Genomic DNA, 26,554 nt, shown 5'->3' with positions numbered 1-26,554 from the left:
GTGCGCGCGCGTCTGCTCCCCTGGGCCTTGTCGGTCGCGGTGCCCCTGGCGGCCTGTGGCGGCGAGGCTTCGGCACCGCCGGCAGCGTCCGCCCGCTATGCCGGACCCATGGTGACGGTGGCGCGCGGGGCGGTGCCCGACTGGCGTTCGGTGAGCGCCAGCATCGGCACGATCCGGCAGGCGCAGGCGCTCGCGCGCATCCCTGGCATTCTCACCACGCTCCGCGTGCAGGAGGGCGACCGGGTCACCAAGGGGCAACTGCTTGGCCGCATCGTCGACAGCCAGCTCGGCCCGCAGAGCGGGGCCTATGCGGCGCAGGCGGCAGCGGCCGAGGCGCAAGCGGCCAATGCCCAGGCAGAGCTTTCGCGCACGCGCTTCCTCTATGACAATGGCGTCTACGCCAAGGCGCGGCTCGACCAGGCACAGGCGGGCGCCCGCGCCGCCGAGGCGCAGATCCGCGCGTCGCGGGCGCAGCAGGCGGCGGTGAACGCGGTGGCGGGGCAGGGCGCGATCGTCGCGCCCGCCAGCGGCCGGGTGCTGCTCGCGCCGATCCCGGCCGGATCGGCGGTGGCACCGGGTATGGTGATCGCCACGATCGCCGACGGCCAACCGCTGCTCCGGCTCGAGCTGCCCGAGAGCCTGGCGGCGACGGTGCGGCCGGGCGCAGCGGTGCTGGCGACGCTCGATGCAGCGCCCGTGCGGGGCAGCGTGACGAAGATCTATCCGGCGGTGCAGGGCGGGCAGGTGCTCGCCGATGTCGCGATGCCGGGCATCGACGACCGGCTGATCGGCCGCCGTGTCGCCGCCAAGGTAGCAGCGGGCAGCCGGCAGGCGCTGGTGGTGCCGCGCAAGGCGGTGACGACCCGGTTCGGCGTCGACAGCGTGACGCTGGTCGCTGCCGACGGCACCACCGCTACCGTGCCCGTGCAGACCGCGCCGGTGGCCGATCCGGCGCAGGTGGAAATCCTGTCGGGCGTCCATCCGGGCGACCGGCTGGCGATCGGGGGCGGCAAGTGAGCCTCGGGATTTCCGGCCGGCTCGCCCGTGCCTTTATCGGCTCGCCGCTGACGCCGCTGGCGCTGCTCGCGGCGATCCTGGTCGGCCTGATCGCAACGATGACGATCCCGCGCGAGGAAGAGCCGCAGATCAGCGTGCCGATGGTCGACATTCGCGTCGCCGCGCCGGGGCTTTCGGCGAGCGACGCGGTGGAGCTGGTCGGCAAGCCGCTGGAGACGATCGTCAAGTCGGTCGACGGCGTCGAGCATGTCTATACCCAGGCGGAATCGGGCGGGGTGCTGGTGACGGCGCGCTTCCTGGTCGGCTCGCGGCCCGAGGATGCGGCGACGCGGGTCGACGAGAAGATCAAGGCGAACATCGACCGAATCCCCGTCGGCATTCCGGCGCCGCAGGTGACGGTGCGCGGCATCAACGACGTGCCGATCGTGGTGCTGACGCTGACGCCCAAGGCGGGCGCGCCGGGCCAGTGGAACGACCAGACCCTGTACGAACTCGCCAGCCGCTTGCGGACCGAGATCGCCAAGGTCGACAATGTCGGCCTGACCTTCCTGGTCGGCGGCCAGCGCGAGGCCATCCGCATCGCCCCCGATCCCGCTCGGCTCGCGGCGCAGCAGGTGCCGCTGCAGAGCGTGATCGAGGCCGCCTCGCAGGCCAACCGCAGCTTCCCCGCCGGCAGCGTGCGGGAGGGCGGCCAGTCGGCCCAGCTGATCGCTGGGCGGACGCTGGCAACCGCCGATCAGGTCGGCGCGCTGGTGGTGCGCTCGGTAAGCGGCGCGCCGGTCTATCTGCGCGACGTGGCCAGCGTCACCCAGGCGCCGACCGAGGACCAGGCGCGCGCCTGGCGCTGGTGGCGAAATGGCGACGGCTGGGCGAATGCCCCCGCCGTCAGCCTCGCCATCGCCAAGCGAGCCGGTGCCAATGCCGTCACCGTATCCAGCGCGATCGTCCAGCGCGTCCATGCGCTGGAAGGCAGCCTGATCCCGAACACCGTGCAGGTGGCCGTCACCCGCAACTATGGCGAGACCGCCAACAGCAAGGCCAATGAACTGCTGTTCCACCTGGCGCTCGCCACCGGATCGATCGTGCTGCTGATCGGCTTCGCGATCGGCTGGCGCGAGGCGGGGGTGACCGCGATCGTCATTCCCACCACCATCCTGCTGACGATGTTCGCATCGAACCTGATGGGCTTCACGATCAACCGGGTGAGCCTGTTCGCGCTGATCTTCTCGATCGGCATCCTGGTCGACGATGCGATCGTGATGATCGAGAATATCGCGCGCCACTGGGCAATGGGCGACGGGCGCAGCCGGGTGGATGCGGCGGTGGACGCGGTGGCGGAGGTGGGCAATCCCACCATCGTCGCGACGCTGACCGTGGTGGCGGCGCTGCTGCCGATGCTGTTCGTCTCGGGGCTGATGGGGCCGTACATGGCGCCCATTCCGATCAACGCCTCGGCGGCGATGGTGTTTTCCTTCTTCGTTGCGGTGATCATCGCGCCGTGGCTGATGATCCGCTTCGCGCGCAAGACGCTGGCGGAGGGCGGCGGGCACCACGACGCGCAGGGCGGCAAGCTCGGCGCGCTCTACGGCCGCGTCGCCGCGCGGGTGATCCGCAGCCGGGCGAGCGCGCGCAATTTCCTGATCGCGGTCGGCGTGGCGACCCTGCTTGCCTGCTCGATGTTCTACTTCAAGGCGGTGACGGTGAAGCTGCTGCCCTTCGACAACAAGTCCGAAGTTCAGCTCGTCGTCGACATGCCCGAGGGCACCAGCCTGGAGGCGACCTCGCGCGTGCTGGAGCAGGCCGCGGCGATTGCCCGCACCGTGCCCGAGGTGACCGCGATGGAGGCCTATGCCGGCACCTCGGCGCCGTTCAACTTCAACGGGCTGGTCCGCCACTATTTCCTGCGCGCGAAGCCCTGGATGGGCGATGTGATGCTCACCCTCGCGCCCAAGGAGGACCGTGCCCGCGCCAGCCATGCCATTGCCGTGGCGCTGCGCGAGAAGCTCAAGGCGCTGGCGCTGCCTGCGGGGAGCTCGATCAAGGTGGTCGAGACCCCGCCGGGGCCGCCGGTGATGGCGACGCTGCTCGCCGAGATCTACGGGCCGGACGAAGCCACCCGCCGCGCGACGGCCTTGCAAGTGGAAAAGCTGTTCAACTCGGTGCCGTTCCTCGTCGATGTCGACAACAGCTTCGGCCAGCCTGCGCCCGAGTTGCGGTTGGTGTCCCAGCGCGACCGGCTCGACCATTATGGCCTGTCCGAGCGTCAGCTGTTCGACTCGATCGGCGCGCTGATGGGCGACATGGTGGCCGGCTACGCGCCGCAGGGCGACGGCCGCGATCCGCTGCCGATCCAGATCGGGCTCGATCAGGCGCAGCGCAGCTGGAGCCAGGCGCTTGCCGCGACGCCCGTTGCGGTGACGCAAGCCGCCGGACGCCCGCAGCTGCTGCCGCTCGGCGAACTGGTCGATGCGCGGATGGAGCAGGCCGAGCCCAATCTGTATCGCCGCGACGGTCGCGGCGCGACGATGGTCACCGCCGAGCTGGCGGGCCGCTACGAAGCGCCGATCTACGGCATGCTCGCGGTGGACGACGCCATCGCCCGGCACGACTGGGCCGCGCAGGGACTGCAGAAGCCCGAGATCCGCCTCAACGGCCAGCCCGAGGACGAAAGCCGTCCGTCGCTGCTGTGGGACGGCGAGTGGGAGATCACCTGGGTCACCTTCCGCGACATGGGCGCGGCGTTCATGGTGGCGCTGCTGGCGATCTATGTGCTGGTCGTCGCCCAGTTCGGCAACTTCAAGCTGCCGCTGGTGATCCTCACGCCGATCCCGCTGACCCTGGTGGGCATCGTCGCCGGGCACATGCTGTTCGGTGCGCCGTTCACCGCGACGTCGATGATCGGCTTTATCGCGCTGGCCGGCATCATCGTGCGGAACTCGATCCTGTTGGTCGATTTCATTCGCCATGCCCGGACCGAGGACAAGTCGCTGCGCGATACGCTGCTGGAGGCAGGGATGATCCGCTTCAAGCCGATCGTGCTGACCGCGGCGGCGGCGATGATCGGCGCGGCGGTGATCCTGACCGACCCGATCTTCCAGGGGCTTGCGATTTCGCTGCTGTTCGGCTTGGCATCGTCGACGCTGCTGACCGTCCTCGTCATCCCCGCCATCTATGTGGTGCTGCGCGAGGATGGTCGGCCCATAACGAAGGTGTCGCACGCATGAAGGATATGACGATCGAGCAGATGCGCGATCAGGCCGAGGGGCTTGCGCGCAATCTGCGCACGATGGCGAACCCGGCGCGGCTGGTGATGCTGTGCCGGATGTCCGAAGGCGAGGCCTCGGTCGGCGAACTGATCGAAGTGACCGGCCTAGCGCAGTCCGCGGTTTCGCAGCACCTCGCCTTGTTGCGCGAGGCCGGCGCGGTCTCGGTCCGGGCGGACCAGCAATCCCGGCTCTACTCGATCGCGGACCCGCAGGTCCGGCAAATCTTCGACGCGCTGTGCAGCGCCTGCCAGCCCACGCCCAAGTCCGAGGCGTAGCGCGCTCGGGCATTGCGGAGGCGTCCCTCGCTCGACGGTCATGTTGCGGGAGGCAGGGCGAGAGCGGGCCCGATCATCGGCATCTGCAACCCGGCTTGAATACCCTGGACGCGCAAGAGAGCAGCGCTGGCGGCCGAACGCGGCTCGCGCAGCTGCCGCTTGCGGCGGAATGTCATCGTCCACCAATGCGCGGACCCCGCCGGACAGCGAGGGCCGCGTTGCGTACCAGCCTGAGCGCCGGATAGCAAAACGACGCGAGCCAGCGATGCTGCATCAACCCGCTCCAGGGTGATTCCTCGATCAGTATCCCGACCAGGTTCATGGCGTCCGCACCGTGAAATGCCTTGCCCCGCCACAAGGCGAGCATACCTCGATCGAGATCGTAGCGCGACGCCGCTGGAAATCGTGTTCGATTTGCTGCTTCGCGCGCATCGTGCAACTCTACCGCGATCCCGCGTGCCGCAAGCGCGGCCATCGCGCAATAATGGGTGCAGAACGGGCATTCCCCGTCGTAGAGCAGGACGAGCGTTTCACATTGGGAAGCGTCGTTCATCGACCGTGATCCACAAGGCCTGGGCAAGCCCTCAAATTGCAAACGCTCCTCGTCCTGCACGAAGCGCAACGGCGGGGAATCGCGCGCCAATCCTCAGACCGTTCCAAGCAATGTCTCGATCCCGTCGAGCAGGCGCTCGCTTGGGCGCGACTCGAGATACGTGGTCAGGCAGACCGGCAAGGACAGGTAGCTCTTGCCGTCGCACCACATCAGGCCGAGGTCGCATAGCGCGGTGAGTTCGCGTGCGATTTCCTCCGGCGAATAATCCGGCAATTCTCGCTCGAGCATGTGCTGGGAGCGCCCCTTGTCGCATTCCGCGAGGATTTTGGCAGCCAGCCCCCGGATCGTTTGACCTGGCGCATGCGAGCGCCCCCGGCGGGAATCGAGAACCACGAAGCTGCTTTCATCCTTGAGATAGAATAGCGTGCTTTCCCGATGGGCGCTGCGCCATCGATCGATCTGCCGTTGCAACGTGCTGGTGTAGGTGTCGACGTGCCGGTCGAGGTCGTGCTCGGCCGCGAAGAAGAAGGCCAGGTTCGTCACGGCCTGTCTGGGCAAGCCCGCATAGACCTGGAAATAGCTGGGAAATGGGCGAAGGTGCCGAAAACCGAACGCCTCGGCGGCAGTGAAGTGGGGACTGTGCCGGTCGAGGCGCACGCGCGACCCGCGCGCAGGTGGTTCGAGGTGCCACAACAGAGGCATCAGTTCCGCCATTTTTTCGTAATCTTCGGGAGACTCGCCGGGGAAGCCCCACAGCACATTCCAGTCGACCCGCACGCCAAATTCCATGCACCACTTCAACAACTGCAGATTCTGGATGGCCGAGACGCCCTTTCGCATCAGACGTAGCACCGGATCGCTCAGGCTTTCGATACCGGGCTGGATGTGGCGGACGCCTGCATCGCGCAGGGCTCGGACCTCGTCCTTGCTCACATTGCTCTTGATCTCGAAAAAGAAGCTGGTGCCGCTGTCGGCCCGGGCCAGTTCGGGCAACAGCGTGCGATAATATTCGCGATCCATGATGTTGTCGACGAAGCAGATGTCGCAATCGGGATAGGCTCCGACGTAAAAGCGAATGTCGTTCAAGACGTTCGCGGGCGACTTGCTGCGGAAGGACATCGAAGCACCGTTAAGGCCGCAAAACGTGCAATGGTGTTTCACGCCCCACCAACACCCGCGCGAGGCCTCCATCGGGATTTCTACTTTCAGTTGCTTCGCGAGCGCGGGGTACCGAGCAAGGTCGGAGAAATAAGGCTTGAAATCAGGCCTCTGCTGTCCGCTCATGTCGCGAACGAGCCGGGCCTGAATGAACCTGGGGGCGCTCTCCGACCGCTCGACCAGCCCGACGAGCGCGGGATTGTCGGGCCAGGCAATCCCTTCGAGCAGGCCGGCCACGAGCGGAGTCACGATCAGATCGGCTTCGCCCGATACCACCAGGTCGATGAATGGAAACTGGCGGGAAAGTTCGGCGCCCATCTCGCCTTCGCAATTTGCGCCGCCCAGCAGAATGATGAGGTCGGGCGCCAAGGCGCGCAGGCGCCGGGCCAGGGCGATCGACGCCAGGTTCTGCTCGAATATGGAGGTCAGCCCCACCAGGCGCGGCTTCGCTGCGAGAATGTCGCGCGCCGCAAATTCGATGAACTCGCCCGCCTCGGAGGCCAGCCGCAAGATCTGCTCGATCATCTTCAGCCGCAACTCGCGCTCCAGGACGCGCGATGCAGAAGGCCCGGCCTCTTGCGTATCCCCGCCAGGCGAATCAAAGACCTGCTGCAGGTAGGCGGCCTGCTCCTCGGCGGAACGGGGATTCAGCGCGTGACTGAAGATCCACTCGCCGAGCAAGGATGTCGTGCTGGGGAACCCGCCGGCAATGCGCTCATATGCCACTTTGCCGATCCGAGCTGCGTAATCGACGGTGAAATGGCGGCATTGCGTCATGATCCCGGCATCCTCAAGCCGGGCCTGGAGGATGCCGAGCGCCAGCGACGGACTGTGGAGCATGCCGAAAGGCATGCTGACGAGAAGTACGTCCGTCCGACTTCTGGAAGCTTCCGCCACAGCGTCGTCCTTCTTGCGGCGCGCCCGAACGGGCATTGCCAGCTTGACTATTTCACGAAGCGACCGGATTTATTTTCGGCGGTATAGTATCTGACTGGGCAATCGGCTGTCGAGCGATGATTTGACCGAGCGCCATCGCCGGCCCGGCAAGGGATGGAGCGCATCGGTTCATGACGGACATCGCCACGAGCCTCGATCAATATCTCGCTAGCCGCGAGACGCCGGATACTCGAACCGTGGCTGAGGTCTACGGGACGGAAAATTTCTGCCATTTGCTTCATGCCCTGATCCGGATGGACCGTCCGACCGTGGTCCTCGAGCTGGGTTGCGGCGGCGCGGCGAGCGCATTCATGGCGGCGCGGGCACTGTGCGCGAACGGGCACGGTCATCTCTGGACCGTCGACAATGGCTCGGACTGGAACGACGAATTCGTTCGCGCGACCTGTCTCGGTGCCGCGGGGCTCGGCGATAAGGATCTTACCTATGCCGGCTTCATCGAGACGATGATCGGACAATTCGATCTGGCGGAGCGCTTTTCGCTGATCGAGATGGATCTCGACGGTACCGATTTCTACGATCCCGGCCAGCCGATCGACATGCTCTTCGCCGATGCCACGCCCTCGCACGCGGAAGGCTGTTTGGCGATCCTCAAATATTATCTTCCGCGGATGAGCCCCTACAGCTCGATATTCATCGACCGCGCCGGAACCATCAACCATGCCTGGATGGTGCTGCGTTTCGTCGTCGATTGCTTTCGTGTCGGGAAATTGCCGCACAGCCTCGTATCGGGGTGCTCGGATGCTGACGTTCAGGCGATGGAACGGCTCGTAAAGTCTTGCGAGTTTCAGCTCGTGAATCTGACCGAGACACGGCACAACAAGCCGACGCGCATGCAGAACAGCCGTGCCTGGATCAAGATCCAGCCGATAGACTATCTCCCGAAGAACGACGTGCTGACTTTCTCCTCGATAACCAGCCCATGGGCGCTGGACTGACCTGCCGAAAGCTAGCGCTGCCTGGGAGGCGTCTCAGCTCTGCCGTCCGCGCTTCCCGATCCGACCCGCGCTTCCGCTTGCCCCAGTTGCTCCTGTACCCCGTCCCCGCAGCGCGCAATTTCCCGAAGATATTCGATCGGGGAGAGGCCGTCGCATTCGCCAAGCGAACGAAGGCTGGCGGTATAGCCGAGATCCTTCTGCAACGCCGCAGGCATGGTCAAAACCTGCGCGCGCGGTACGGCAAGAAAGTGATTCAATTGCGGGCGCAGCCAGCCTCGCGTGTAATTGAGGAACAACGTCCTGCGGGTCTGGTCCGGCGTCACATTGGCGCCGGCTCCGTGGAACACCGCTCCGTCCCAGAACAAGACCGATCCTGCCGGCATCGTGGCGGCGACATACTCGTCGTCGCGCGCGTCGCGCGAACGCTCCCACCAGCAGCTTTCCGGGGCGATCCGGGTCGCGCCGTTCTCGGCGGTGAATGCGTCGAGCGCGACTGCGGCCGTGATGACGAGCGGCATTCGCGGTCGAGGCAGGGAATAGAAGGAAGCATCGTCCCGGTGGGCTTGCTGCGCCGAGCAGCCAGGGCTGTGGACCGTGACAATCGCGCCGGCATGAAATACGAAGTCCGCCCCGAGCAACGCTGTCATGATCATGCGCAGCATCGGGTCGAGCGCCGCTTCATCTGCCGCACGCGACTTGGCGATGACATTGTGGATATGGACTGCCGAACGCCGCCCCCCGCTGGCCAATCGGGTAAATTCGGACTGCGATCGCGACAATAGCGGCGCGAGGCCGGTGCGCAGCCGGTCGACGCGGTCCTGTGGGAACAGGTGCGGGACGACGCAATAGCCCCTGCGGTGCACGGCACGGGCGACTTCGGCCGCGCATGCCAGCATCGGCCCGGCGGCGGGATCCGCCGCGATGCCGGCATCCGCGAGTGCCCGGTCGATGAATTCGGTTCGGGCCGCGTACTCGGTCTCTCGGTCGGCGCAATGTCGATCGTGCGCCGTGCTTGCGGTTCCGGAACGAGGCAACGCTTTTGCCTTTTGATGGATTTCTGCGTCAGGCGGAGAGGATAGACCGGTCTCGTATGTCCATGAAGTACAAAATCACGGCGGGCCGATCGGCTATTCTTCGTCAACAACAATAGCCAAGATCTGAAATGCAGGGCAAAATGTCCGCGCTCCGACATTGCAAGGAGATTCTCCTTGGATCCTTCCGATTCGATATTGGCCTTTATCGGCTGCTATGGTAAATCATCCGCGGGCGCTGAATAAAAGCAAGCCGTCTAGTCTTCAAAAGCACTTGTCCGGTTTGCTTGGGGCTGTCTCGGATCAGCTTTCTTTTGCACGTCTGTTGAACGTCTGAGCGGGCGTTTGGGCTCAAAAATCGGAGGATGTTATGGCTGACAGAGTGAAGGAAACGATCGTTTCCGTGCACGACAGCGAGTACAGCGATCGAATTTCCTCGATGCGCGAGCAATTGATGCGCGAGATGAACGTGGGCGACCTCCTGCAGATGCAATTGAAGGTCGATACCCTCGTAAAGCTCGCCGCGCTTGCTGGTGAGCATCATCACGACTCCACCGGTGGGGTAGGCCATCACGATCACTCGTCGCTCGCCGACCTGTCCTGGCGCCTGGAACGCCCATCGGTGTTGGACGCCGTTGGCCAGATCAAGGGCCAGAAGTAGCACGCAGCACCCCACGGCTTCTGCAGCCCGTCGACGCCACGGTCGCGAACCCGCGTTCGGACGAGGGGGCTGCAGAGAAACCGTTTTGCTGCCGCGCAGTCATCGGGATTGCAGCGATAGGTTTGGTATGGAAATACCGATAACGAGTTCTGCGCCGGTCATAGAGGAAGCCTTGGCCGCGCACGCGGCTTTTGGCGACAGCGCCTATATCCTTCGGCAATTGCAGTCGGTTTTCACCAAGCGTCTTGAACGTGTGGCGGAAGACGTCCAGCCGGCGGCAGGCCTGTTGCCGGCCTTCATGGCTGCGGATGCCGAAACGCGCTACCGCATCACCGGAAACACCGTGATTCGGTGCGCCGTGGAACATGCCTACAACCAGCTCGAGACCGGAAACACGGTGGGTCTTTCGCTGGCCGAATGCGGGGCGGTGCTGGATTCTGTGGCGCTGCATCTTGCCGGCGGCAAGACCGGTACGCCGTTCGAGAACGGCGCCTTCCCGCTGGAGCGGTTGAGCGACGATCCCCGCCACGGCTGGGTGTGGCACGAGGACTATCCGGACAACGCGCTGGGGGCCGCCTTTCGCAAGATCATGGCGCTCGAATATGGCGATGGCCTGTGCTCCATCTCGGCCGCCCAGCTGGCAATGCTACGGCAGGGCGAAGCGCTGCTGAGCGCGTTGCTGCCGCGGCTCTCGGCCAGTGCGCTCAGCCACGTGCACCTGATCGGGTGCTTTCCGGATCGCGGCTTCTGGAAAGGCAAGGTTTCGAGTTCTCAGATCCGCGTGGGTGGAACGATCTTCCTCAACCAGGCGCTGTTGCAGAATCCATGGTGCACCGCCGAACATCTGCTGCACGAGGCGTTGCACCAGAAGCTTTACGACTTTCGGCACGGCCATTCCCTGCTCGACGTCGATGCGCCGCAAGAAGATGCGCCGCGCGTCGTGTCGCTCTGGAATGCACAGGAGTTCAGCCGCGCGAACCATTGGGACACGCACCGCGCCTTCGCCGCATTCCATGTCTATGTTCAACTTGCTCTCCTCGCCAAGCTGGCGGAGCAGCGCGCGCCCGAACTCGAAGCGCGTTTCGGGCGTTTCTGCGGCATGGTGGAAAGCCGCAAGGCGTTCGACCGGGCATGGTATCTGGGCAAGGAATTGTTGGCCGGCTGTTCCGCCCATCTCGGGCTTGCCGGAGTGCGCATGCGCGAATGGCTTATGGAGGTACTCGGTTGCCTGGGGGACCAGCCGCCGCCCGACGGAGCCTATGTTCACCTGATGCTCGACCTGTACGAGCGGGAAGCCAACCGCATCGGTTCCGTCCTGGACAGCGACAAAGACGCAGCGCGGATCTTCGCGCGCAATCTGGTACCGGCCGCAAAGCAAGAACTCGCTGCGGCCCGAAACATTCTCTCCGCGATCGGTGCCGAGCCGACCTTGCGGCAGCTCGAACGCGATGTGGCAGATCGCGTGGGGGACGACCTGTCCGGCCGCTTCGCCCATGTACGCCGCCTGATCGCGCAGGCTTTGCGCAGCGCTTCGATCGATGGCTTCACCCTGAACACGCGGGCGCCCGACACTGTCGATGCCGATCGCATGGTGCGGTCGATGGTCGAGCACGGCAGCGACAGCCTGTACCTGATGCAGACCAACGTACCGCGGCTGGTCGCCGGCGCCAAACGCCGGGCGGTGGACTTGCGGTTTACCAGTTCCTGCCAGGACGATGTCGGCAGGCTGCTTTCGGTCCTCGCGGCAGGAGTGGGCGATGGCGGCCGCATCCTCGAAATCGGCACGGGGGCGGGGGTCGGGCTGGCCTGGATCGTCACCGGCCTGCACGGTCGATGCGCGGTAGACGTCGTCAGCATCGAGGGAGACCGCCGGTTGGCGGCATCGGTCGCTGAACTGGACTGGCCGGCCAATGTCCGTTTCGAGATCGCCGACGCCTGCGAATGGATGACGAAGCTGCACGATTTCGATCTGGTCTTTGTCGATGCTGCCCCCGTCAAATATGGGGATATCGAGCCGCTCCTCGCCACGTTGCGGCCCGGCGGGATTCTGGTGGTGGACGATCTGTGTACGCCGCCCGGTTCGGACAGCGTCGACGTCGAGGAGCGCAACCGGCTGCGCACCGAGCTCATGTATCACCCAGCGTTGCAGGCCGTCGACCTCGACTGGTCGACTCGCGTGGTGATGGCCACGAAGATCCACCCGGGCAAGGCGGCAGCGATCGAGGAGAGGGCCGCTCCGGCGAAGGTCCTTGCCGATGCGGCGCTTTGAGCAAGGCTGCCACGGACAGGCCGGATCGGCACATGACGGTGGCGGGCGGCCGAAAAACGCTCGTTCGAGGAACAAATGAGCCCGACATGCTTGCGCATCTAGCCGGGAGCGAGACGGAAATGGCCGCGTTTGATGCGGTCCAGTCTACGCGGCGCCCGAAGCTGTATGGGCTGAGAGCCTGTTTGAAAATGCGCCCAGCCGCCTCGAAATTCGCTCTTTCGCGAATTTCCAAACGGTCTCTGAGGCTAGCGCAGGGGATCCTGGTTTCTCCTTCGTCCCGCGCGGTTCGGGCCAGCCCGGATCCGGCATGCGAACGCTGGTTCGCGCGGTGAATGTCGATGCTGCCCGAGCCGTCCCACGCAATCGCGACGGATTCGGAGGCATGGCGCGCCATTCAGGCGCGGAGAGCGCTGCTGCGTGAACAGCTTGAACGCGCCGCCGCCCGGCTTCCATGGCTGTCGGATCCGTCGCTGATCCCCGATACGGCGATCGTGCCATTCGTGGAGGACGGAGAGGTCGAATTGGCCGCGTTCTCGCTGGCCGCGTGGATGCTGATGGAGACGGTGCGCGTCGCCGATGACGTCAATCCGCAACTGGCCTGGCGAGAGGCGTTCGAGCGATATCGTGTTCCCTATGGCATGCAAGATCCCGTGGTGCGCTCCATCTTGCTGCCTGCGGCAAGGCACGCGCCCGGCCTAGTCGCGATGGCGGAGATCGTCAGCGTGGTTCCGGCGCTCGCTCATCGTGCGGCGATCCCGCGCGATCGCTGGGGGGCCATCCTTGCCGCGTCTCTGCCGTTCGTCAGACAATTGGCGTTTGGGAATACGGTGATGCAGGTGCTCCTGCGCTGCTATCTCAGCCGCGCGGCAGCGTCCGGGGAAACGCGCGGCGTCCGCTCGCTCGATCCCGCGAGATTGCGGCTGGACGAAGCGGGCGGGTTGACCACAGCGACACCGCTCGAAGCCCTTCTGCACGCCGCGCGCCGCGCCGCCGAACGGAGCGGCTATCATTATGTCGCGCCATGCGTGGCCATGTCGGCGCATCTGGCCGGCGAGGGTGCGGATCCCGCCAAAAGCAGCGTCTTCGACGCATTCTGGAAGGCTTGGGCGATCGTGTCGGATCGTCTGCTCTTCTGCAGGTACGATCCTTCGCGCGCACCAGCTTGCGGCAAGGCCGACGCCGATCCCGACTATGGCGAAGCTCTCGATGCAATTGCCGCAAGGCGGCTCGAGATGCATGGGGCCATTGCCGCGGATCCTTATCCGGAAGACGTCGCCCAGGTCCTTTCCGCGCTGCTGGAGGCGCGACGCGGCGACTAGGCGCCTCAGCTCTTCCCCAGGGCGGAAGCGATGACGGTGTCCATGATGAGGATGCAGGGGAAGGCCGCGGCAAAAGCCCAAACATAGGTGTTCAGGCCCATGAATACGGCGGTCGCCAGGTGAAACAGCGCAAACACCAGCAGCACCGCGATAAGGAAGTTGCCACCGGCAAGGAGCGCAAGCGGGAAGCCGACCTCCAGGATCATCAGGGCCCAGCAGAAGATCAGCGACGACGCCGTGCTCCAACTTGCCAGCCGCGCGCCGGTCTTGTGCCCGAACGCGCAGGTACCCATGACGCCGATCAGCGCGCGGCCGCTGCGCCATTCGGGCGATGCGAGTTTTGCCGCGCCGCCGATGAAATATGCGATGCAGAGTTGGCCGGCGATCAGCAGCGTTCCGGCAAAAGCAAGGACGGGATCGCTCACGATCAAGCCAAGGCTGGTCAGCGCCGAGCCGATCGCCACCGTTTGCCCCATTTGGTCGGACCCGTCATCGCTCAACCATCGGCGATATTTGAACATCGATCCGGTCAGCACGATAACGACCAGTGCAGCCAGCCGCATGCCATTGCCTATCGGCAGCACGAGCATCGCGGCGGCGAACAGGCGCAGCATCAGCATGGCGGTAACGCCGCGCTGACCGCAGACGGCCTCCAAGAGGGTGCTGCGGGCAGCGCTGCGATGGCGCAAGCGGAGCACGCGCCAGCACAGCAGACCCTCGTCGGCAAACAGCCGCCGCAAGGCTAGCCATTCAAGGGTGCTGAGAAGGCACCACAGCGCCAGAAGCAGGGAGGTGGCATTCAGGGCGAGCTGAAATCGCTCTTGCCCAACTGCTGCGATCGCCGGTGGAACCCCGATATGAAGGAAATCCATAGCCGCTTTTCCTCTCTACCGGAGGTTTCGACGAGAATGAACTGCAAGGCGCGCGGGCCTTCGCCGTACGGACCGTGCATCGTTACATGATGCAGCAGCATCAGATAGGGCAGCGAGGTCAGTACCACCGTTTCGTTGCCGGCCCAGCGGCGCAGCCGCCGGATCGCCTGCGCGGCATCCTGGACGACGCGTTGCGGACGCTTCGCCGGATTCCATAGGGCATGGAGCCATGCCCGCTCGGCCGGGCCGCCAACGAGGCTGAAGGCGCTAGCCGAACCGTCCTCGCGAAGCTGACGCACGAGCAGGTAGACATCGCGATAGGCCGGTCTCGGCGCGAAGAAGGCCCAACTCGGCAGCAGCTGCCATTTGTCGGCCTGCGCGACGACCGTCTGAAAGGGGATATACTGATACAGCAGCGTCAGCAGCAGCCAGAGCCCAACCAGAACGCAGGCGGTCGCTCCAGCGAGGCTCATTGGCCGACGGCTTGCGCGATGCAGGATTCAGCTGCCATCTGCGCCCAGCACGATCCTGCGGCGCAATGCGATCAGACTGTCCAGATCCGGAAGGTCGAGCCAGTTGACCTCGCTGGACTGTCCCGCGCGCGAAAGGTCGCGTCCTGGCGACTGGCTCGACTTCGGGCGACGCACCCGCGTTCCGGCAGATGTACCCTCGCCGTCTGCATAGCCGAGTTTGCGCAGTGCGGCCTCGGTGCAGGAAAGGGCGCCGGGCTCGTCGCAGATTCTGCCCTCTTCCACCATCGCCTCGATCCGGGCCAGTTCGCTAGGCGACAAGAGCATGGCTGCAGATACTACAACCAGCCGCCCTATCGAACAAGCACGCGGTGATGTTGACGTTGGTCTAATCCGACGTCTTCTCATCCTGATCGTCCCGACCGGGCAGATTAACTGCCGCTGCCGTTGAACACTGCTTCTCAGACATAGGCAAACGGCAGGCTTCTGCCCGAACGGACGTAACCGCGGTTCACGGGGGGCGGTATTTTTCTCCGCCGCATGGACCGGCGCGGTGAGAGGGTGGCCACGGGATCAGGGGCGAGTATTCTTAGGGTTGGCCCGAGTATTACGCTGCGCTTCTCAGTTTGCCGTGGAGCTCGCCAACATGGCGCCGGGCGGCTTCCAGAATCGTCGGGCTGGCATCAACATGCTTTCGTTCGCCATCGGGGGAAAAAAGCTTTGCTGGTGCCTTCGCATCCCTGCGGCTGGTACGTCCCACCGCCGCCCGTTCTTCGCGGGTCAACGAAAGACCGAAATGCGGCGCAATCCGCTCCGTAAGGGCGTCCGGCAAGCCGGCATAATCGATTGCCAAGCCCAGCGGCCTGGCAAGCGCCCAAATCGCCGCCTCGTGATGCTTCGCAAGAATGCGGGCGCACAGCTCCGCAGGCTCAGGCATGTCGCCTTCGATGCCGTATAGCCGGCTGGGCACGAGTTCGGGAATCGTCTGGTACCCGCGCAGCCGCATCTGCGAGACGAGCACCTCCACCGGGTCTCGAAACAGATAAACCCATGGTACGTGCGGCAAGGCGGCTTGGATGAACGGGAAGGCCAGGATGTGCCAGCTGTCCAGTTTGACGAAACATTGTCGTTCGCTGCTTCGCGCCCGGCCGAGCGCCGCGACCATCGCGCGCAGCAGCGCGCCACCGCGGGCCCCGGCGAGGTCGGCTCTGCGCAGGACAAGACGGATTGCTGCGTCGAAGGGTCCTGGCTCCGACAGGGACAGCGTCGCGGGCAGCGCGCCCAGCATCTGCGCGACGAGCGTCGAGCCGCAGCGTGACATGTGATAGACGAGCCCGCGCACCGGGGCAGCTTGGCCGGCTTGCGCATTGTCGATGAAGTCGTCGAGTCTGGTGGTCTGGCGAAAGACGCGATTGAACGGCAGCGACAGCGCGCGCTGCACCGAATCTCCGAAAAAGCTGTCCTTGAGCGGGTCGTCGCCGAAATAGGCCCAGTCCACCAAGGGTCCGTCATCGGAGTCGACGATCCGCACCGGGAGCCATTCGAGCGGAGGCCATGCCGGGGTCGGTTCGACGGTCGCGGCGCGGGCGCGGGGGGCCAATTCCTCCGGGCTCAGCTTCAGTCCCAACCGATCGGCCGCGGCCATCGCCATTGCCGAGAAGATTTCGTGGCGCTCACATGCCGCGAGCTGTCGCTGCAGTTCGGGAGCCGCCATCACTGCCGTCTGAAAGGCGTGCAATGCGTTGCGCATTCTTCTCCTCGATCGCATGATCGCACGCGCCGGCGCATTTGCAAGCAGTGCAGTCCAGTACCCGGAGGGAATTCTCGCGTGGAAGCGGAAAAGCGCTACGTCTATCCTGATCGGGTTCGCTTGCGGCTGATCTTCGATGCCGCGCGCCTCCGCGCCGATCTCGCGGCGCTTGCCGCGAGCAGTTGGACGCCGCATTTCGTGCCGCAAAATTACAGCGGAGACTGGGGCGTGATGCCGCTCCGCGCGCCCGCCGGCGCCGACCATCCCATTCTAATGATCGCGGCGCATCCGGACGCGCGCGACTTCGTCGATGCGCCAGCCTTGCGGCGTGCGCCCTATCTGCGCGAGGTGCTCAGCCACTTCGACTGCACCTTGCGCTCCGTACGGCTGATGCGGCTGGGGCCGAGATCGTGCATCCGCGAGCATTGCGACCCGGGGCTGTCCGCGGAGGAGGGCTTGGTGCGGCTGCACCTACCCATCCTCACCAATTCCCGGGTGCGGTTCGAGGTCAATCGCCGCCCCGTGGTGATGGCGCCCGGCGAAGTCTGGTATCTCCGGCTGAGCGATCCGCACCGGGTCGACAATGCCGGCGCGGACGCGCGGGTCCATCTGGTGATCGACGCGGCCATGAGTCCCTGGCTGGACGCGCAACTACGTGAAGGAGCCTGAGGGCGCGGGCCACCGCATGGGCTGGTGGAGGCCGTCGCCCGCACCCACGTCGTTGAAGCCAAGCCGTGCATAGAGCGCGTGCGCGCGTCGATTATCAACCGCGACCGTCAGCGCAACGCCGCTAGCGCCGGCGGCGGCTGCGCTCTGCTGGATCCAGACGATCAGCCGCGACCCAAGTCCCTGCGCGCGCCAAGCGGTCGCGAGCAGGATGTCGACGATGCGCCATTCGGACGTGCTTCGATCGAGATACAGGCGGCCTACCGGCGCATCGTCCCGCAGCACGAGCCAGAAGTCCGCACGAGGACAGTGCCGAACGAAATGATGGTGCTGGAGCCGGAATTGCTCCTCGGCAAAGGCCCGCTTCTCCGCCTGTGACCACGGGTGGAACAACAGCTCGGGCATGCGAAGTTGCGCATACAAGGCAACCAGGTCCGGAAGATCTTCCAGGGAAGCAGCGCGCAGCGTGATCCCAAAGGCTTGCAGCGCGCTGGTGTCGATCGCCGGGCGCCGACTGCGAGGAAAAGGTCGAAGCCCGGGTGCCATCGAGTTCAATTATAGTTCTCTGATGCAAAATTCCGGTATTCGCGCGCTTCACACGTTGCACAGTTCACGGCAGGATACGTCGCGAACAACATCGTGCATGATGTGGAGGGGGATGACAGATGCATTTGCTTAAACCCGAAGACTTCGAGCCCTGGATCGGCCGCAAGGTGCGGGTGGCCACGCTCCCCGATCCCGTGGAAATCACCTTGGAGCGCATTGATCGGCGCAGCCCGCTGCGCGGCTTCGATGTTCGCGAGCCCTTTTCGCTGTTCTTCGAATCGCCGCTCCAAGTCTTTCTGATCGACGGCACCTATGAGCTCGACTGCGGGAAGGGCGGCCCGCACGCTATCCTGCTGACGCAGTTGCAACCCTCCGATCGTCGCTTTTACGAGGCCGTTTTTTCCTGACGGCGGAGGGCACGAATTGCGCCATGCGCATACACTGCGTAGCGGGCAATTGATCCATCGGATCAATTGCGTGCGGGATAGATCCCCCTCAGCGCGATATTGGTTTGCATGGCCAGAAACGGGCTCATGATCGAAAAGGGAATGCTGCTCCCCGCGACCCCGACCTGAACCGACCCTTGCGGCGTGAAGCTGCCACCCGTGATGTTAACGCCGCCCAGGTTCACCGGCGTGCCGGCAGTGCCCGCCGGAACGTAGATTTTTACCTGGGCAGGACCGGCATTCGCACAGTTCGACAGGAAGGAGCCATCCGCAGGCGTATTGACTTGCGTGGTGGTTTGACCGGTGAACGCCTGAAGCGAACCGCTAGCCGTTGTCTGCCCCGCTGTGCCGACGAAGGTCGCGCTATGGTTGTGCTGGGGCATGTTGGCGGTCGTCAGCGTCTCGGTTTCGGCGCCGCCGACTTCGCCTGGATCATAGGTCTGGCCGCTGGCCGTGCTCAGTCCGAGCCCCAGAAACGATCGACCTGCTGCATTAGGCAGGGCGAAGGTGCTCACGCCGTTGCCGCCGAAGGTGGTACCCAGCAGCGCGAACAAGGCGTTGTTCTGGCTAATGGCAATGATCTGGCCGTTACACGAAGCCCAGCCCGCCGGTGCAAAACTGAAGCCGGTGTGCATGATTTGGCCAATAAATGGATCCGACAAGGCATCATCCCCCAATCTTTATCATAACGACGCCGTATCAAAATATGATCTCGTCGATTTGCGAGTTAGATACGCGATCACGGCGATTCGCAAGCGCATTCTAGAAAGTCCGTTGCGCGGTAGAGAAGTATTGGCTTGGTGTACGGGTCCGGAGGCAACGCCCCGTCAGCGTCGAGTGCAGGCAGTTCGCTGCAGTGCGAAATAGGGGCGGAGGATGCACGATTATAGAAGGTTGTGTGGAATCATGATAATATAGAATTCACATTTTCTGCGTATCCATTCTCTGATAAAGCGAATCTTCTGTGAGAGTGTGGGCGCCCTACGGGGCAGCTGGGGGCATTGTACATGGTTTGGGGTATGGGGAGGGTGCAGTCCGCCTGTGGTCGGGTTGTCGATGCTGTTTTTGGCGAGACCCGCCACAGTGGCGCAGTGAAATTGCAGCGCACGACCGCGTGGCCTTCCTGGCTGGCGCATCGGCAACTTCGCGCAGCAGTCGCAGGCGGCATGTTCCTTTTCGCGCCGGCTCAGGCATTTGCCGCATCGGGTGGCTGCAATGAGATCAACACTTTCAGCCGTACCTACACGGTCAACACCAATGGCGATCCCGACTATAACTTCACGACGCAGCCGCTCACGAACGGGGAGACGGTTACCTATTCCTGGTCCGGCAACACGCAGGGTGCGCATGTCTTCGTAACCTATACGCAGAATAACAACACCACCTATGCGACGGACTCGCTAAAAGACTCTACCGCATCGAGCGGGAGCGGGTCTTTCACCTTCACCGGGACCAGCGCCGTTGATAATTTTCAGCTGGGGCTATCGAGCTACGACATCACGGGGAACGATACCAATCCCGTGCCCTTCGGAAGTGACCGGAGCGTCCAGATCACGGTAAGCTGCTCGTCGGGCACCACGCTCGGCGTCTCGATGAGCCACAGCGGCAACGCCGTGCAGGGCGGGTCGCTTGCCTATACGATCACGCCCAGCGTCTCGGGTGGCGCGACCACCACCGCACCGCTTACCGCCAGCTTCACGCTGCCGAGCGGCATGACCTATTCCAGCGCGTCCGGCTCGGGCTGGAGCTGCAGCGGGTCGGGCCAGTCGGGATCGTGCTCGCGGACGACCGCCTTCAGCGCGGGCTCCGGGCCGTCGATCACGTTGGCCGTCAATTTCGCCAGCAATGCGTCGAGTCCGCTCACCCCCTCGGTCCAGCTTTCGGGGGGCGGCGCATCGAACACCGCGAGCGCATCCGATTCCACTGTGGTGGTGGCCACCCCGACGGTAACCTCGATCGCACCGACGTCGGGATCGACGGCGGGCGGCACCAGCGTCGTGATCACCGGCACCAATCTCACCGGTGCGACCAGCGTCGTGTTCGGGGCGACCGCCGCGGCCGGCTATACCGTCAACAGCGCCACGCAGATCACCGCCACGTCGCCGGCGGGCACCGGCACGGTGGACGTTCGCGTCACCACCGCCGCCGGTACGAGCGCGACCAGCGCAGCCGACCAATTCACCTATGTCTCGGCACCCGTCGCATCTGCCTACACCGCCCCGGCGGTAGCCTATGGCGCGACGGGCGCGACCTTCAGTCTTGCCGGGCAGGTATCGAACAGCCCCACCAGCTTCGCGGTCGGATCGGCGACCACCGCCAATGGCGGCAGCGTCTCGATCAACAATGCGGGCCTCGTCACCTATTCGGCGCCGGCCGGATATCGCGGGAACGACAGCTTCACCTACACCGCCACCAACGGCGCCGGCACTTCGGCGCCGGCTACGGTGACGGTGCCGGTCAGCAATCCCACGCTTTCCGCCAGCCTGACCGGCAGCGGCACGCTCGGCGCGCCGCTGAGCGGCGTGCAGGTCGTCACTACCGGCGGCACCGCGCCCTATAGCTGCAGCACCACGCTCGCCTCCGGCGCGCTTCCCGCCGGCACCCAGCTCAACGCCAATTGCACGATCACCGGCACGCCGACGGCGAGCGGCACGTTCAGCTTCACCGCGAACGTGACGGACAGCTCGCTGCCCTCGGGCTTCACCCAGACGACCGGCAGCCTGTCGCTGGCCATCGCCTCGCCAACGCTGACGCTGTCGCCGTCGGGCGGGTCGCTTCCGGCCGCGACTGCCGGCACGAGCTATTCGCAAAGCTTCACTGCCGGTGGCGGCACCGTGCCCTACAGCTACGCCGTCACTGCCGGTACCCTGCCTGCAGGGCTGGTGCTTTCGGGAAGCACGGTTTCCGGCACGCCGAGCCAGACGGGTACGTTCAACTTCACGATCACCGCGACCGACAGCGCCTCGGCGGGCAGCGGTGGCCCCTATTCGGTGTCGACGAGCTACTCGATCAGCGTCGGCGCGCCGACCATCGCCTTGACCCCCACGACGCTGACCGGCGCGACCGCCGGAGTCGCGTACAGCCAGGCGATCACCGCGAGCGGCGGTGTCACGCCCTATAACTATTCGATCACCGCCGGGGCATTGCCTGCGGGCCTCACGCTCTCCAGCAGCGGAACACTGTCCGGTACGCCGAGCGCGGGGGGCACCTTCACCTTCACGGTCACCGCCACCGACAGCACGACCGGAACGGGGGCGCCCTTCACCGGCAGTCGCGCCTATTCCCTCACGGTCGCCGCGGCGACGATCACGATCACGCCCGCCAGTCTTTCGAACTGGCCTGCGGGAACGCCGTACAGCCAGACGCTGACCGCTTCGGGCGGCAACGGCACCTACACCTTCGCCGTCACCGCCGGCACATTGCCGCCGGGCTGGAGCCTGTCGTCCAGCGGCGTGCTTTCCGGCACGGCCACGGCGAGCAACATCTACAACTTCACGGTCACCGCGACCGACCAGTCGACCGGCACGGGCGCCCCCTATAGCGGTAGCCGCGCCTATTCGGCGACCGTCACGATTCCGTCCTTCACGCTCACCTCGCCGACCCTGTCGGGCCTGGTGGGTCAGGCCTATACCGGGAACTTCGTCGCGGGCGGCGGCACGGCACCCTATACCTACACCGTGTATGGCGGCACGCTGCCGCCAGGATTGAGCCTCGGCACCGACGGCACCTTGTCGGGCACGCTGACATCGACGGGCACGTTCAACTTCTCGGTCGTTGCCCGGGACACCACCGCGGGTACAGGCTCGCCCTATGGCATCGTGGACAATTTCGACTTCACCGTCAGCCCGGCCTCTGCGCCGACGGTGGGGGCGGTCAACGCCACCGTCGCCTACAACTCGTCGGCGAACGCGATCCCGCTTGCCCTTTCGGGATCGCCAGCGACCAGCGTGAGCGTGGCATCGCCGCCGGCGCACGGCACGGCAGCGGCCAGCGGCACCACCATCAGCTATACGCCGACGGCAGGCTATCACGGCGCGGACAGCTTCACCTATACCGCGACCAATTCGGCGGGAACCTCGGGCGCGGCGACGGTGACCATCACGGTGAGCCCGCCGACAGCGCCGACGGCCGCGAACCGCAGCGGCGTGGCGATCCCCTATAACAGCGGCGGGACCGCGATCGATCTCGCCGCGTCGATCTCCGGCGTCCACACGAGCATCGCCGTGGCAGCCGCGCCGGCGCATGGCACGACCAGCGTCGCGGGCGACGTGGTCACCTATACGCCGACCGCTGGCTACACGGGCGCGGACAGCTTCACCTACACGGCGACAGGTCCGGGCGGCACGTCGGCGCCGGGAACGGTAGACCTCATCGTGGCAGTGCCTGCCGCGCCCACGGTCGCCGATCGAAGCGGCATTGCGGTACCGATCGACGGCACCGGCACGGCGATCGATCTCAGCAGCGCGATCACCGGCGTGCACACCAGCATCGCGGTGGTGACCGCGCCGGCACACGGAACGACGAGCGTGGCGGGCGACGTGGTCACCTACACCCCGGCGGCCGGCTACTCGGGCACGGACAGCTTCACCTATACGGCGACTGGCCCGGGCGGTACCTCGGCGCCGGGAACGGTGACCGTCAACGTGACGACCCCGGCGGCACCGACCGTGGCGGACCGCAGTGGCGTGACGGTGGACTATAACAGCCCGGGCACGCCGATCGATCTCACCGCGTCGATCTCCGGCGTCTACGGCAGCATCGCCGTGGCGACCGCGCCGGCCCATGGCAGCACCAGCGTCTCCGGCAATGTGGTCACCTACATCCCGAACAGCGGCTTCTTCGGGCCGGACAGCTTCACGTACGCCGCCACCGGGCCGGGCGGAACCTCGGCGCCCGCCGCCGTGAACCTCACCGTGGCGACGCCGCCCCCGCCGGCGGCCGAGCCCGGCAACAGCGCGGTTCCTGCGGCCACGACGGCGCAACCGGGCAGCGCGTCCGAGATCGATCTGTCCGCGCTGGTGAACGGCAATTTCACCTCGATCGAGATCCAGACACCGCCGTCGCACGGCACGCTCGTGCTGCGAACCATCACCGCCTCTCCCGCCGGCGGCGGGGTGCGCCCGCTTGCGGTGACGACCGTCATGGCGGTCTACACGCCCGCGCTGAACTATGTCGGCCCGGACAGCTTCAGCTTCGTCGCGGTCGGGCCCGGCGGTCGGTCGGCACCTGCCGCCGTGACCATCCAGGTCGTCGGCAGCGTGCCGCAGGCACTGCCGAAGACCGCGGACACCGGCGACGGCCAGCGCGTGTCGGTCGACCTGACCGCTGGTGCCATCAATGGCCCATTCACCGGCGCCGCGGTGGTCGGCATGACGCCCGCGGACGCGGCGGTGACCCAGGTTGTCGCCGTCGGCTCCGGCGCAACCCAGGCCTATCGGCTCGACATCGTCCCTGCGGCGCGCTTCGGCGGCAAGATCGTCATCCAATATACGTTGAGCAACGCGTTCGGCACGTCGGCACCGGCGACGATCACCGTGACAGTGACGGCGCGGCCCGATCCGACCCTCGATCCCAACGTGCGCGGCCTCAGCGACGCACAGGCCGAAGCGGCGCGCCGCTTCGGGCGGGCGCAAGTGGCGAACTTCATGCGCCGTACCGAGCAACTGCATAACGGCGGTGGCTCGAGCAAGCCGCAAATGGGAGTCAGCCTGGCGTCGCGGGACCAGCGTCCGGTGATGCGCGACAACCCCGCGTTCGATGCGTACGCCGCGACGATCACCGAGCGCATGCGCATCTCGGGGGAGGATCCTGCGCTGGGCGCCTTCGTCCGGGGCAGACCATCCGCCCTGAATCGCGGTGGTCCGCTCGATACGGTTCCTGGGAACCCGCGGCGGGCGACCATGGCCGGTTCGGCGACCTACACCGCGCCTGCCGCGCCCTCGACGGCCCAGGGGAACGACGATGGCGATGGTGGTGACGGCACACGCCGCAAGGGCTCCGTGGCCCTGTGGAGCGGCGGCGCCATCGACATCGGCACCCAGGATGCAACCAGCGATCGTGCGAAGATTACCGCCACCACGTCCGGCCTCAGCACCGGCGCTGACCTAAAGTTGGCCGAAGGCATTCTGGTGGGCATCGGCGGCGGCTACAGCAACGATGTCAGCCTTATTGGCGGCAGCAAGGCACGAGTCCGCAGCGAAAGCACATTGGCTGTTGCCTATGCCAGCTTGATGCCTGTGGAGGGCGCCTTCGTCGACGGCATGGTGGGCTTTGGCGATCTGCGCTTCACCACCCGCCGGCTGGAAAGTACGACGAGCGCCATCGCGCTCGGCAATCGCGACGGCAACTTCACCCTTGGCGCACTGGCGCTCGGCATAGATCGGGAGGGCGGGCCGCTGCGTTGGTCGCTCTATGCGCGCGGGGAATTCCTCCGGGCTACTCTCGACGGTTATACGGAGAGCGGCGCCGGCCGCATGGACCTGCGGTTCGACAGTCGCAACGTCCGTTCGCTGACGGGCACGCTCGGCGCGCGGCTCGAAACGGAGCGGCGCTATGGCGGGGTGACAATGACGCCGCGGCTGCGCTTCGAGTGGAACCACGAACTCCAGGATGCGGCCGCGCAGCGGCTCGATTATGCCGACATCCCCGGCCAGGCGCTCTACAGCATCAGCACCTTCGGCTGGTCGCGCAATCAATATCAGCTCAGCCTTGGCACGCGCATGGTGCTGCCGCGCAACTGGACGGTCGATTTGGAAGGCGGCTTCCGCGGCGGCGGGCAGGAAACGGCGGGGACGTTACGCATTCTGGTCGGGAAGGAATTCTAACGCGGCGCGTCGGCCGCACCGGACTGCGCGTGGGAGACCAGGGCACGCCCATGACGGCGACGATCGACGAACGTTTCGCGCCGTCGGTCTGGGCGTGCCGGCCCATGCGATGTCGGCACTTCAGGCGAAGTGGATCTCGAACACGCTGGCGTGGCGTGTCGGCAGGCTGGCCGGGGGCGTGATCACCAGCGCCTGATCGGTCTGCTGGAAGTTGATCCTGCCGCGATGGCCGAGCAGTTTGACCGTGCGCACCTTGCGCCGCTCGTGCGGGTTGCCGCGGGCGAGCGACGTGATCGCCACCGGCCCCTTGGGCTCGCCGAGCGTGATCGCGTGGAGCGTCTCGCCCTTCGTCGTGAAGCGGATGTCCTGCGGGGTATAGGCGGCGCGCTCCTGGAAGGCGCCCTGCTTGGGCTTGGTGGGCCCCTCGCCGTAGATATGCCAGGGGCGGGTGCCGTGGATCGCGGGGGCGTTCACCGCCATCCAGGCGGCAAGCTCGGTCAGCAACTGGTCCGATTGCGGTGGCAGGCTGCCGTCGGCGCGGAGCACCACGTTGAGCAGCATGTTGCCGTTCTTGCTCACGATGTCGGCGAACATGGTGAGCACCTCGTCGGTCGACTTGTAGCGATCGCCCTCGTTGTAGAACCAGTCGCCGTTCGAGGTGTCGGTCTGCCAGGGGAGCGGATCGATGCCGTCGAGCACGCCGCGCTCGACATCCTGCACGCCCCAGGCCTTGTTGAACTCGCCCGAGCCGAGCGACTTGTGGTTGTACACCGCCTCCAGCTTGCCGCTGCGCGCGATGCTGCTGTTGTAGAGATGCGCGACCATCGACCGGCCGATCTCCCCGAACGGCACCCCGCCATCGGTGTAGAGCAGGTCGGGCTGGTAGTTGTCGACCAGGTCGCGGATGCGCGCGAACCAGTGGCGCTGGTATTCGGGGTTCTTGGTGTACCAGGTCTCGGGCCGGTTGAGGAACGGCTCGTCACGGTTGCCGTGATAGAGGTCGACGAAGCGCGGGTCGGCGCCGTCATAGGGCACGCCCATCTTGGGCCAGAACTGGTCGTAGAGCTGGTTCGGGTACCACCAGTTATAGCTGGCGCCGAGATGTTCGGACACGCCGAAGCGCAGGCCGCGGCGCCTGGCGGCGGCGCGCAGGCTCCCGACGATGTCGCGCTTGGGGCCCATCTGCACCGCATTCCAGCGGTGATGGCGCGAGTTCCACAAGTCGAAATTGTCGTGGTGGACGCCCATGGATACTATATACTTTGCGCCCGCAGCTTCGTATCGCGTCACCAGCGCCTCCGGATCGAACTTGTCCGCGGTCCAGAGGGGAAGGAGGTCCTTGTAGCCTTTTTCCGAAGGATGGCCGTAGGTTTTGAGGTGGTGTTCGTAATGGGGGTGGCCGGGCACGTACATCTCATGACCGTCATTTTGGAAGCGGAGCCGCACAGAACCTACACCAAAACTGAGGTCCGGTGTAATTGAAACTGATGATGCACCTGATGGGTGTGCCGCGAGCCGATCGACGACGATTGATCATGC

At 65.5% G+C, this 26,554-nt stretch carries 20 protein-coding genes; 10 read left to right on the top strand and 10 right to left on the bottom strand.

The genetic code is table 11. The features are described from left to right. Genes CA234_RS14115 through CA234_RS14105 form a run of 3 tightly spaced genes read left to right on the top strand, consistent with a single transcriptional unit; the run spans window position 1 to window position 4,558 of the window. A complete protein-coding gene (locus CA234_RS14115) occupies window positions 1-1,017 on the top strand; it encodes an efflux RND transporter periplasmic adaptor subunit (RefSeq protein ID WP_346962892.1) in 1,017 nt (338 codons plus the stop codon). After that, a complete protein-coding gene (locus CA234_RS14110; RefSeq protein ID WP_125972407.1) occupies window positions 1,014-4,241 on the top strand; it encodes an efflux RND transporter permease subunit in 3,228 nt (1,075 codons plus the stop codon). Before CA234_RS14115 ends, CA234_RS14110 begins: the two co-directional genes overlap by 4 nt. Then, the gene (locus CA234_RS14105) at window positions 4,238-4,558 is read left to right on the top strand and encodes a metalloregulator ArsR/SmtB family transcription factor (protein WP_125972409.1); all 321 of its coding nucleotides are present in this window, start codon (window positions 4,238-4,240) and stop codon (window positions 4,556-4,558) included. The genes CA234_RS14110 and CA234_RS14105 overlap by 4 nt, the downstream gene beginning before the upstream one ends. A 172-nt stretch (window positions 4,559-4,730) precedes the next feature. On the opposite strand, the gene CA234_RS14100 is transcribed toward CA234_RS14105, so the two are convergent. Together CA234_RS14100 and CA234_RS14095 are read right to left on the bottom strand one after the other, a co-directional pair. Next, on the bottom strand, window positions 4,731-5,111 hold the full coding sequence (locus CA234_RS14100; RefSeq protein WP_126001985.1) for a DCC1-like thiol-disulfide oxidoreductase family protein: 381 nt from the start codon (window positions 5,109-5,111) through the stop codon (window positions 4,731-4,733). A 93-nt stretch (window positions 5,112-5,204) separates the two neighbouring features. Next, entirely contained in the window at window positions 5,205-7,202 is a 1,998-nt protein-coding gene (locus CA234_RS14095; protein WP_126001984.1) for a RiPP maturation radical SAM C-methyltransferase, read from the bottom strand. A 134-nt stretch (window positions 7,203-7,336) separates the two neighbouring features. Here CA234_RS14095 and CA234_RS14090 point away from each other — a divergent pair, with 134 nt between their 5' ends. After that, on the top strand, window positions 7,337-8,161 hold the full coding sequence (locus tag CA234_RS14090; RefSeq protein ID WP_125972415.1) for a class I SAM-dependent methyltransferase: 825 nt from the start codon (window positions 7,337-7,339) through the stop codon (window positions 8,159-8,161). A gap of 11 nt (window positions 8,162-8,172) precedes the next feature. Here the strand turns inward: CA234_RS14090 and CA234_RS14085 are convergent, their stop codons facing one another. Next, window positions 8,173-9,195 (bottom strand): phytanoyl-CoA dioxygenase family protein, encoded by a 1,023-nt coding sequence (locus CA234_RS14085; protein ID WP_125972417.1) that lies wholly within the window; start codon window positions 9,193-9,195, stop codon window positions 8,173-8,175. Between the two features lie 367 nt (window positions 9,196-9,562). Between CA234_RS14085 and CA234_RS14080 the strand changes: the two genes are divergently transcribed. The 3 genes from CA234_RS14080 to CA234_RS14070 all read left to right on the top strand — a co-directional run bounded on the left by CA234_RS14080 (window position 9,563) and on the right by CA234_RS14070 (window position 13,441). After that, complete coding sequence (locus tag CA234_RS14080; protein ID WP_125972419.1) at window positions 9,563-9,853, top strand: hypothetical protein; 291 nt, start codon at window positions 9,563-9,565, stop codon at window positions 9,851-9,853. Window positions 9,854-10,025: 172 nt separating this feature from the next. Continuing rightward, window positions 10,026-12,122: a class I SAM-dependent methyltransferase gene (locus CA234_RS14075; RefSeq protein ID WP_164521813.1), complete on the top strand. Its 2,097-nt coding sequence runs from the start codon at window positions 10,026-10,028 to the stop codon at window positions 12,120-12,122. A gap of 332 nt (window positions 12,123-12,454) precedes the next feature. Then, window positions 12,455-13,441 carry a hypothetical protein gene (locus tag CA234_RS14070; protein WP_125972423.1) on the top strand — a complete coding sequence of 329 codons (987 nt, stop codon included), beginning with the start codon at window positions 12,455-12,457 and terminating at the stop codon, window positions 13,439-13,441. 5 nt (window positions 13,442-13,446) lie between these two features. On the opposite strand, the gene CA234_RS14065 is transcribed toward CA234_RS14070, so the two are convergent. The 4 genes from CA234_RS14065 to CA234_RS14050 form a co-directional block, all read right to left on the bottom strand. Further along, window positions 13,447-14,313 carry a hypothetical protein gene (locus CA234_RS14065; RefSeq protein WP_125972425.1) on the bottom strand — a complete coding sequence of 289 codons (867 nt, stop codon included), beginning with the start codon at window positions 14,311-14,313 and terminating at the stop codon, window positions 13,447-13,449. Continuing rightward, window positions 14,241-14,786 (bottom strand): hypothetical protein, encoded by a 546-nt coding sequence (locus CA234_RS14060; protein WP_125972427.1) that lies wholly within the window; start codon window positions 14,784-14,786, stop codon window positions 14,241-14,243. The genes CA234_RS14065 and CA234_RS14060 overlap by 73 nt, the downstream gene beginning before the upstream one ends. Before the next feature lie 27 nt (window positions 14,787-14,813). Further along, the gene (locus CA234_RS14055) at window positions 14,814-15,110 is read right to left on the bottom strand and encodes a hypothetical protein (RefSeq protein WP_125972429.1); all 297 of its coding nucleotides are present in this window, start codon (window positions 15,108-15,110) and stop codon (window positions 14,814-14,816) included. Window positions 15,111-15,390: 280 nt separating this feature from the next. Beyond that, entirely contained in the window at window positions 15,391-16,533 is a 1,143-nt protein-coding gene (locus CA234_RS14050; protein WP_125972431.1) for an aspartyl beta-hydroxylase, read from the bottom strand. Between the two features lie 78 nt (window positions 16,534-16,611). Here CA234_RS14050 and CA234_RS14045 point away from each other — a divergent pair, with 78 nt between their 5' ends. Then, window positions 16,612-17,202, top strand: coding sequence for an aspartyl/asparaginyl beta-hydroxylase domain-containing protein (locus CA234_RS14045; RefSeq protein WP_126001982.1), 591 nt, complete (start codon window positions 16,612-16,614; stop codon window positions 17,200-17,202). On the opposite strand, the gene CA234_RS14040 is transcribed toward CA234_RS14045, so the two are convergent. Further along, window positions 17,185-17,745, bottom strand: coding sequence for a GNAT family N-acetyltransferase (locus tag CA234_RS14040; RefSeq protein ID WP_241213514.1), 561 nt, complete (start codon window positions 17,743-17,745; stop codon window positions 17,185-17,187). The genes CA234_RS14045 and CA234_RS14040 overlap by 18 nt on opposite strands. A 119-nt stretch (window positions 17,746-17,864) precedes the next feature. Between CA234_RS14040 and CA234_RS14035 the strand changes: the two genes are divergently transcribed. Continuing rightward, window positions 17,865-18,152, top strand: a complete 288-nt coding sequence (locus CA234_RS14035) for a hypothetical protein (protein WP_125972437.1) — start codon at window positions 17,865-17,867, stop codon at window positions 18,150-18,152. 62 nt (window positions 18,153-18,214) lie between these two features. Here CA234_RS14035 and CA234_RS14030 read toward each other — a convergent pair whose 3' ends face one another. Beyond that, a complete protein-coding gene (locus tag CA234_RS14030) occupies window positions 18,215-18,826 on the bottom strand; it encodes a tail fiber protein (protein ID WP_125972439.1) in 612 nt (203 codons plus the stop codon). A gap of 531 nt (window positions 18,827-19,357) precedes the next feature. Here CA234_RS14030 and CA234_RS14025 point away from each other — a divergent pair. Continuing rightward, window positions 19,358-25,015, top strand: coding sequence for a putative Ig domain-containing protein (locus tag CA234_RS14025; protein ID WP_164521812.1), 5,658 nt, complete (start codon window positions 19,358-19,360; stop codon window positions 25,013-25,015). Between the two features lie 120 nt (window positions 25,016-25,135). Here CA234_RS14025 and CA234_RS14020 read toward each other — a convergent pair whose 3' ends face one another. After that, a complete protein-coding gene (locus tag CA234_RS14020) occupies window positions 25,136-26,422 on the bottom strand; it encodes an alpha-L-fucosidase (protein ID WP_241213507.1) in 1,287 nt (428 codons plus the stop codon). Between the last annotated feature and the right edge of the window lie 132 nt (window positions 26,423-26,554).

The organism is Sphingomonas sp. ABOLE (assembly GCF_003950455.1).
GTDB classification, from domain to species: Bacteria; Pseudomonadota; Alphaproteobacteria; order Sphingomonadales; family Sphingomonadaceae; genus Sphingomonas; species Sphingomonas trueperi.
The sequence above is the reverse complement of the archived record's forward strand: the minus strand, read 5'-3'. Positions and strand labels throughout refer to the sequence as shown.

Coding starts and splice junctions, on each gene's coding strand:
- CA234_RS14105 (WP_125972409.1), top strand. CDS start 4,238: ATGAAGGATATGACGATCGAGCAGATGCGCGATCAGGCCGAGGGGCTT.
- CA234_RS14100 (WP_126001985.1), bottom strand. CDS start 5,111: ATGAACGACGCTTCCCAATGTGAAACGCTCGTCCTGCTCTACGACGGG.
- CA234_RS14095 (WP_126001984.1), bottom strand. CDS start 7,202: ATGCCCGTTCGGGCGCGCCGCAAGAAGGACGACGCTGTGGCGGAAGCT.
- CA234_RS14090 (WP_125972415.1), top strand. CDS start 7,337: ATGACGGACATCGCCACGAGCCTCGATCAATATCTCGCTAGCCGCGAG.
- CA234_RS14080 (WP_125972419.1), top strand. CDS start 9,563: ATGGCTGACAGAGTGAAGGAAACGATCGTTTCCGTGCACGACAGCGAG.
- CA234_RS14070 (WP_125972423.1), top strand. CDS start 12,455: ATGTCGATGCTGCCCGAGCCGTCCCACGCAATCGCGACGGATTCGGAG.
- CA234_RS14065 (WP_125972425.1), bottom strand. CDS start 14,313: ATGGATTTCCTTCATATCGGGGTTCCACCGGCGATCGCAGCAGTTGGG.
- CA234_RS14060 (WP_125972427.1), bottom strand. CDS start 14,786: ATGAGCCTCGCTGGAGCGACCGCCTGCGTTCTGGTTGGGCTCTGGCTG.
- CA234_RS14055 (WP_125972429.1), bottom strand. CDS start 15,110: ATGCTCTTGTCGCCTAGCGAACTGGCCCGGATCGAGGCGATGGTGGAA.
- CA234_RS14050 (WP_125972431.1), bottom strand. CDS start 16,533: ATGCGCAACGCATTGCACGCCTTTCAGACGGCAGTGATGGCGGCTCCC.
- CA234_RS14040 (WP_241213514.1), bottom strand. CDS start 17,745: ATGGCACCCGGGCTTCGACCTTTTCCTCGCAGTCGGCGCCCGGCGATC.
- CA234_RS14035 (WP_125972437.1), top strand. CDS start 17,865: ATGCATTTGCTTAAACCCGAAGACTTCGAGCCCTGGATCGGCCGCAAG.
- CA234_RS14030 (WP_125972439.1), bottom strand. CDS start 18,826: ATGCACACCGGCTTCAGTTTTGCACCGGCGGGCTGGGCTTCGTGTAAC.
- CA234_RS14025 (WP_164521812.1), top strand. CDS start 19,358: ATGTTCCTTTTCGCGCCGGCTCAGGCATTTGCCGCATCGGGTGGCTGC.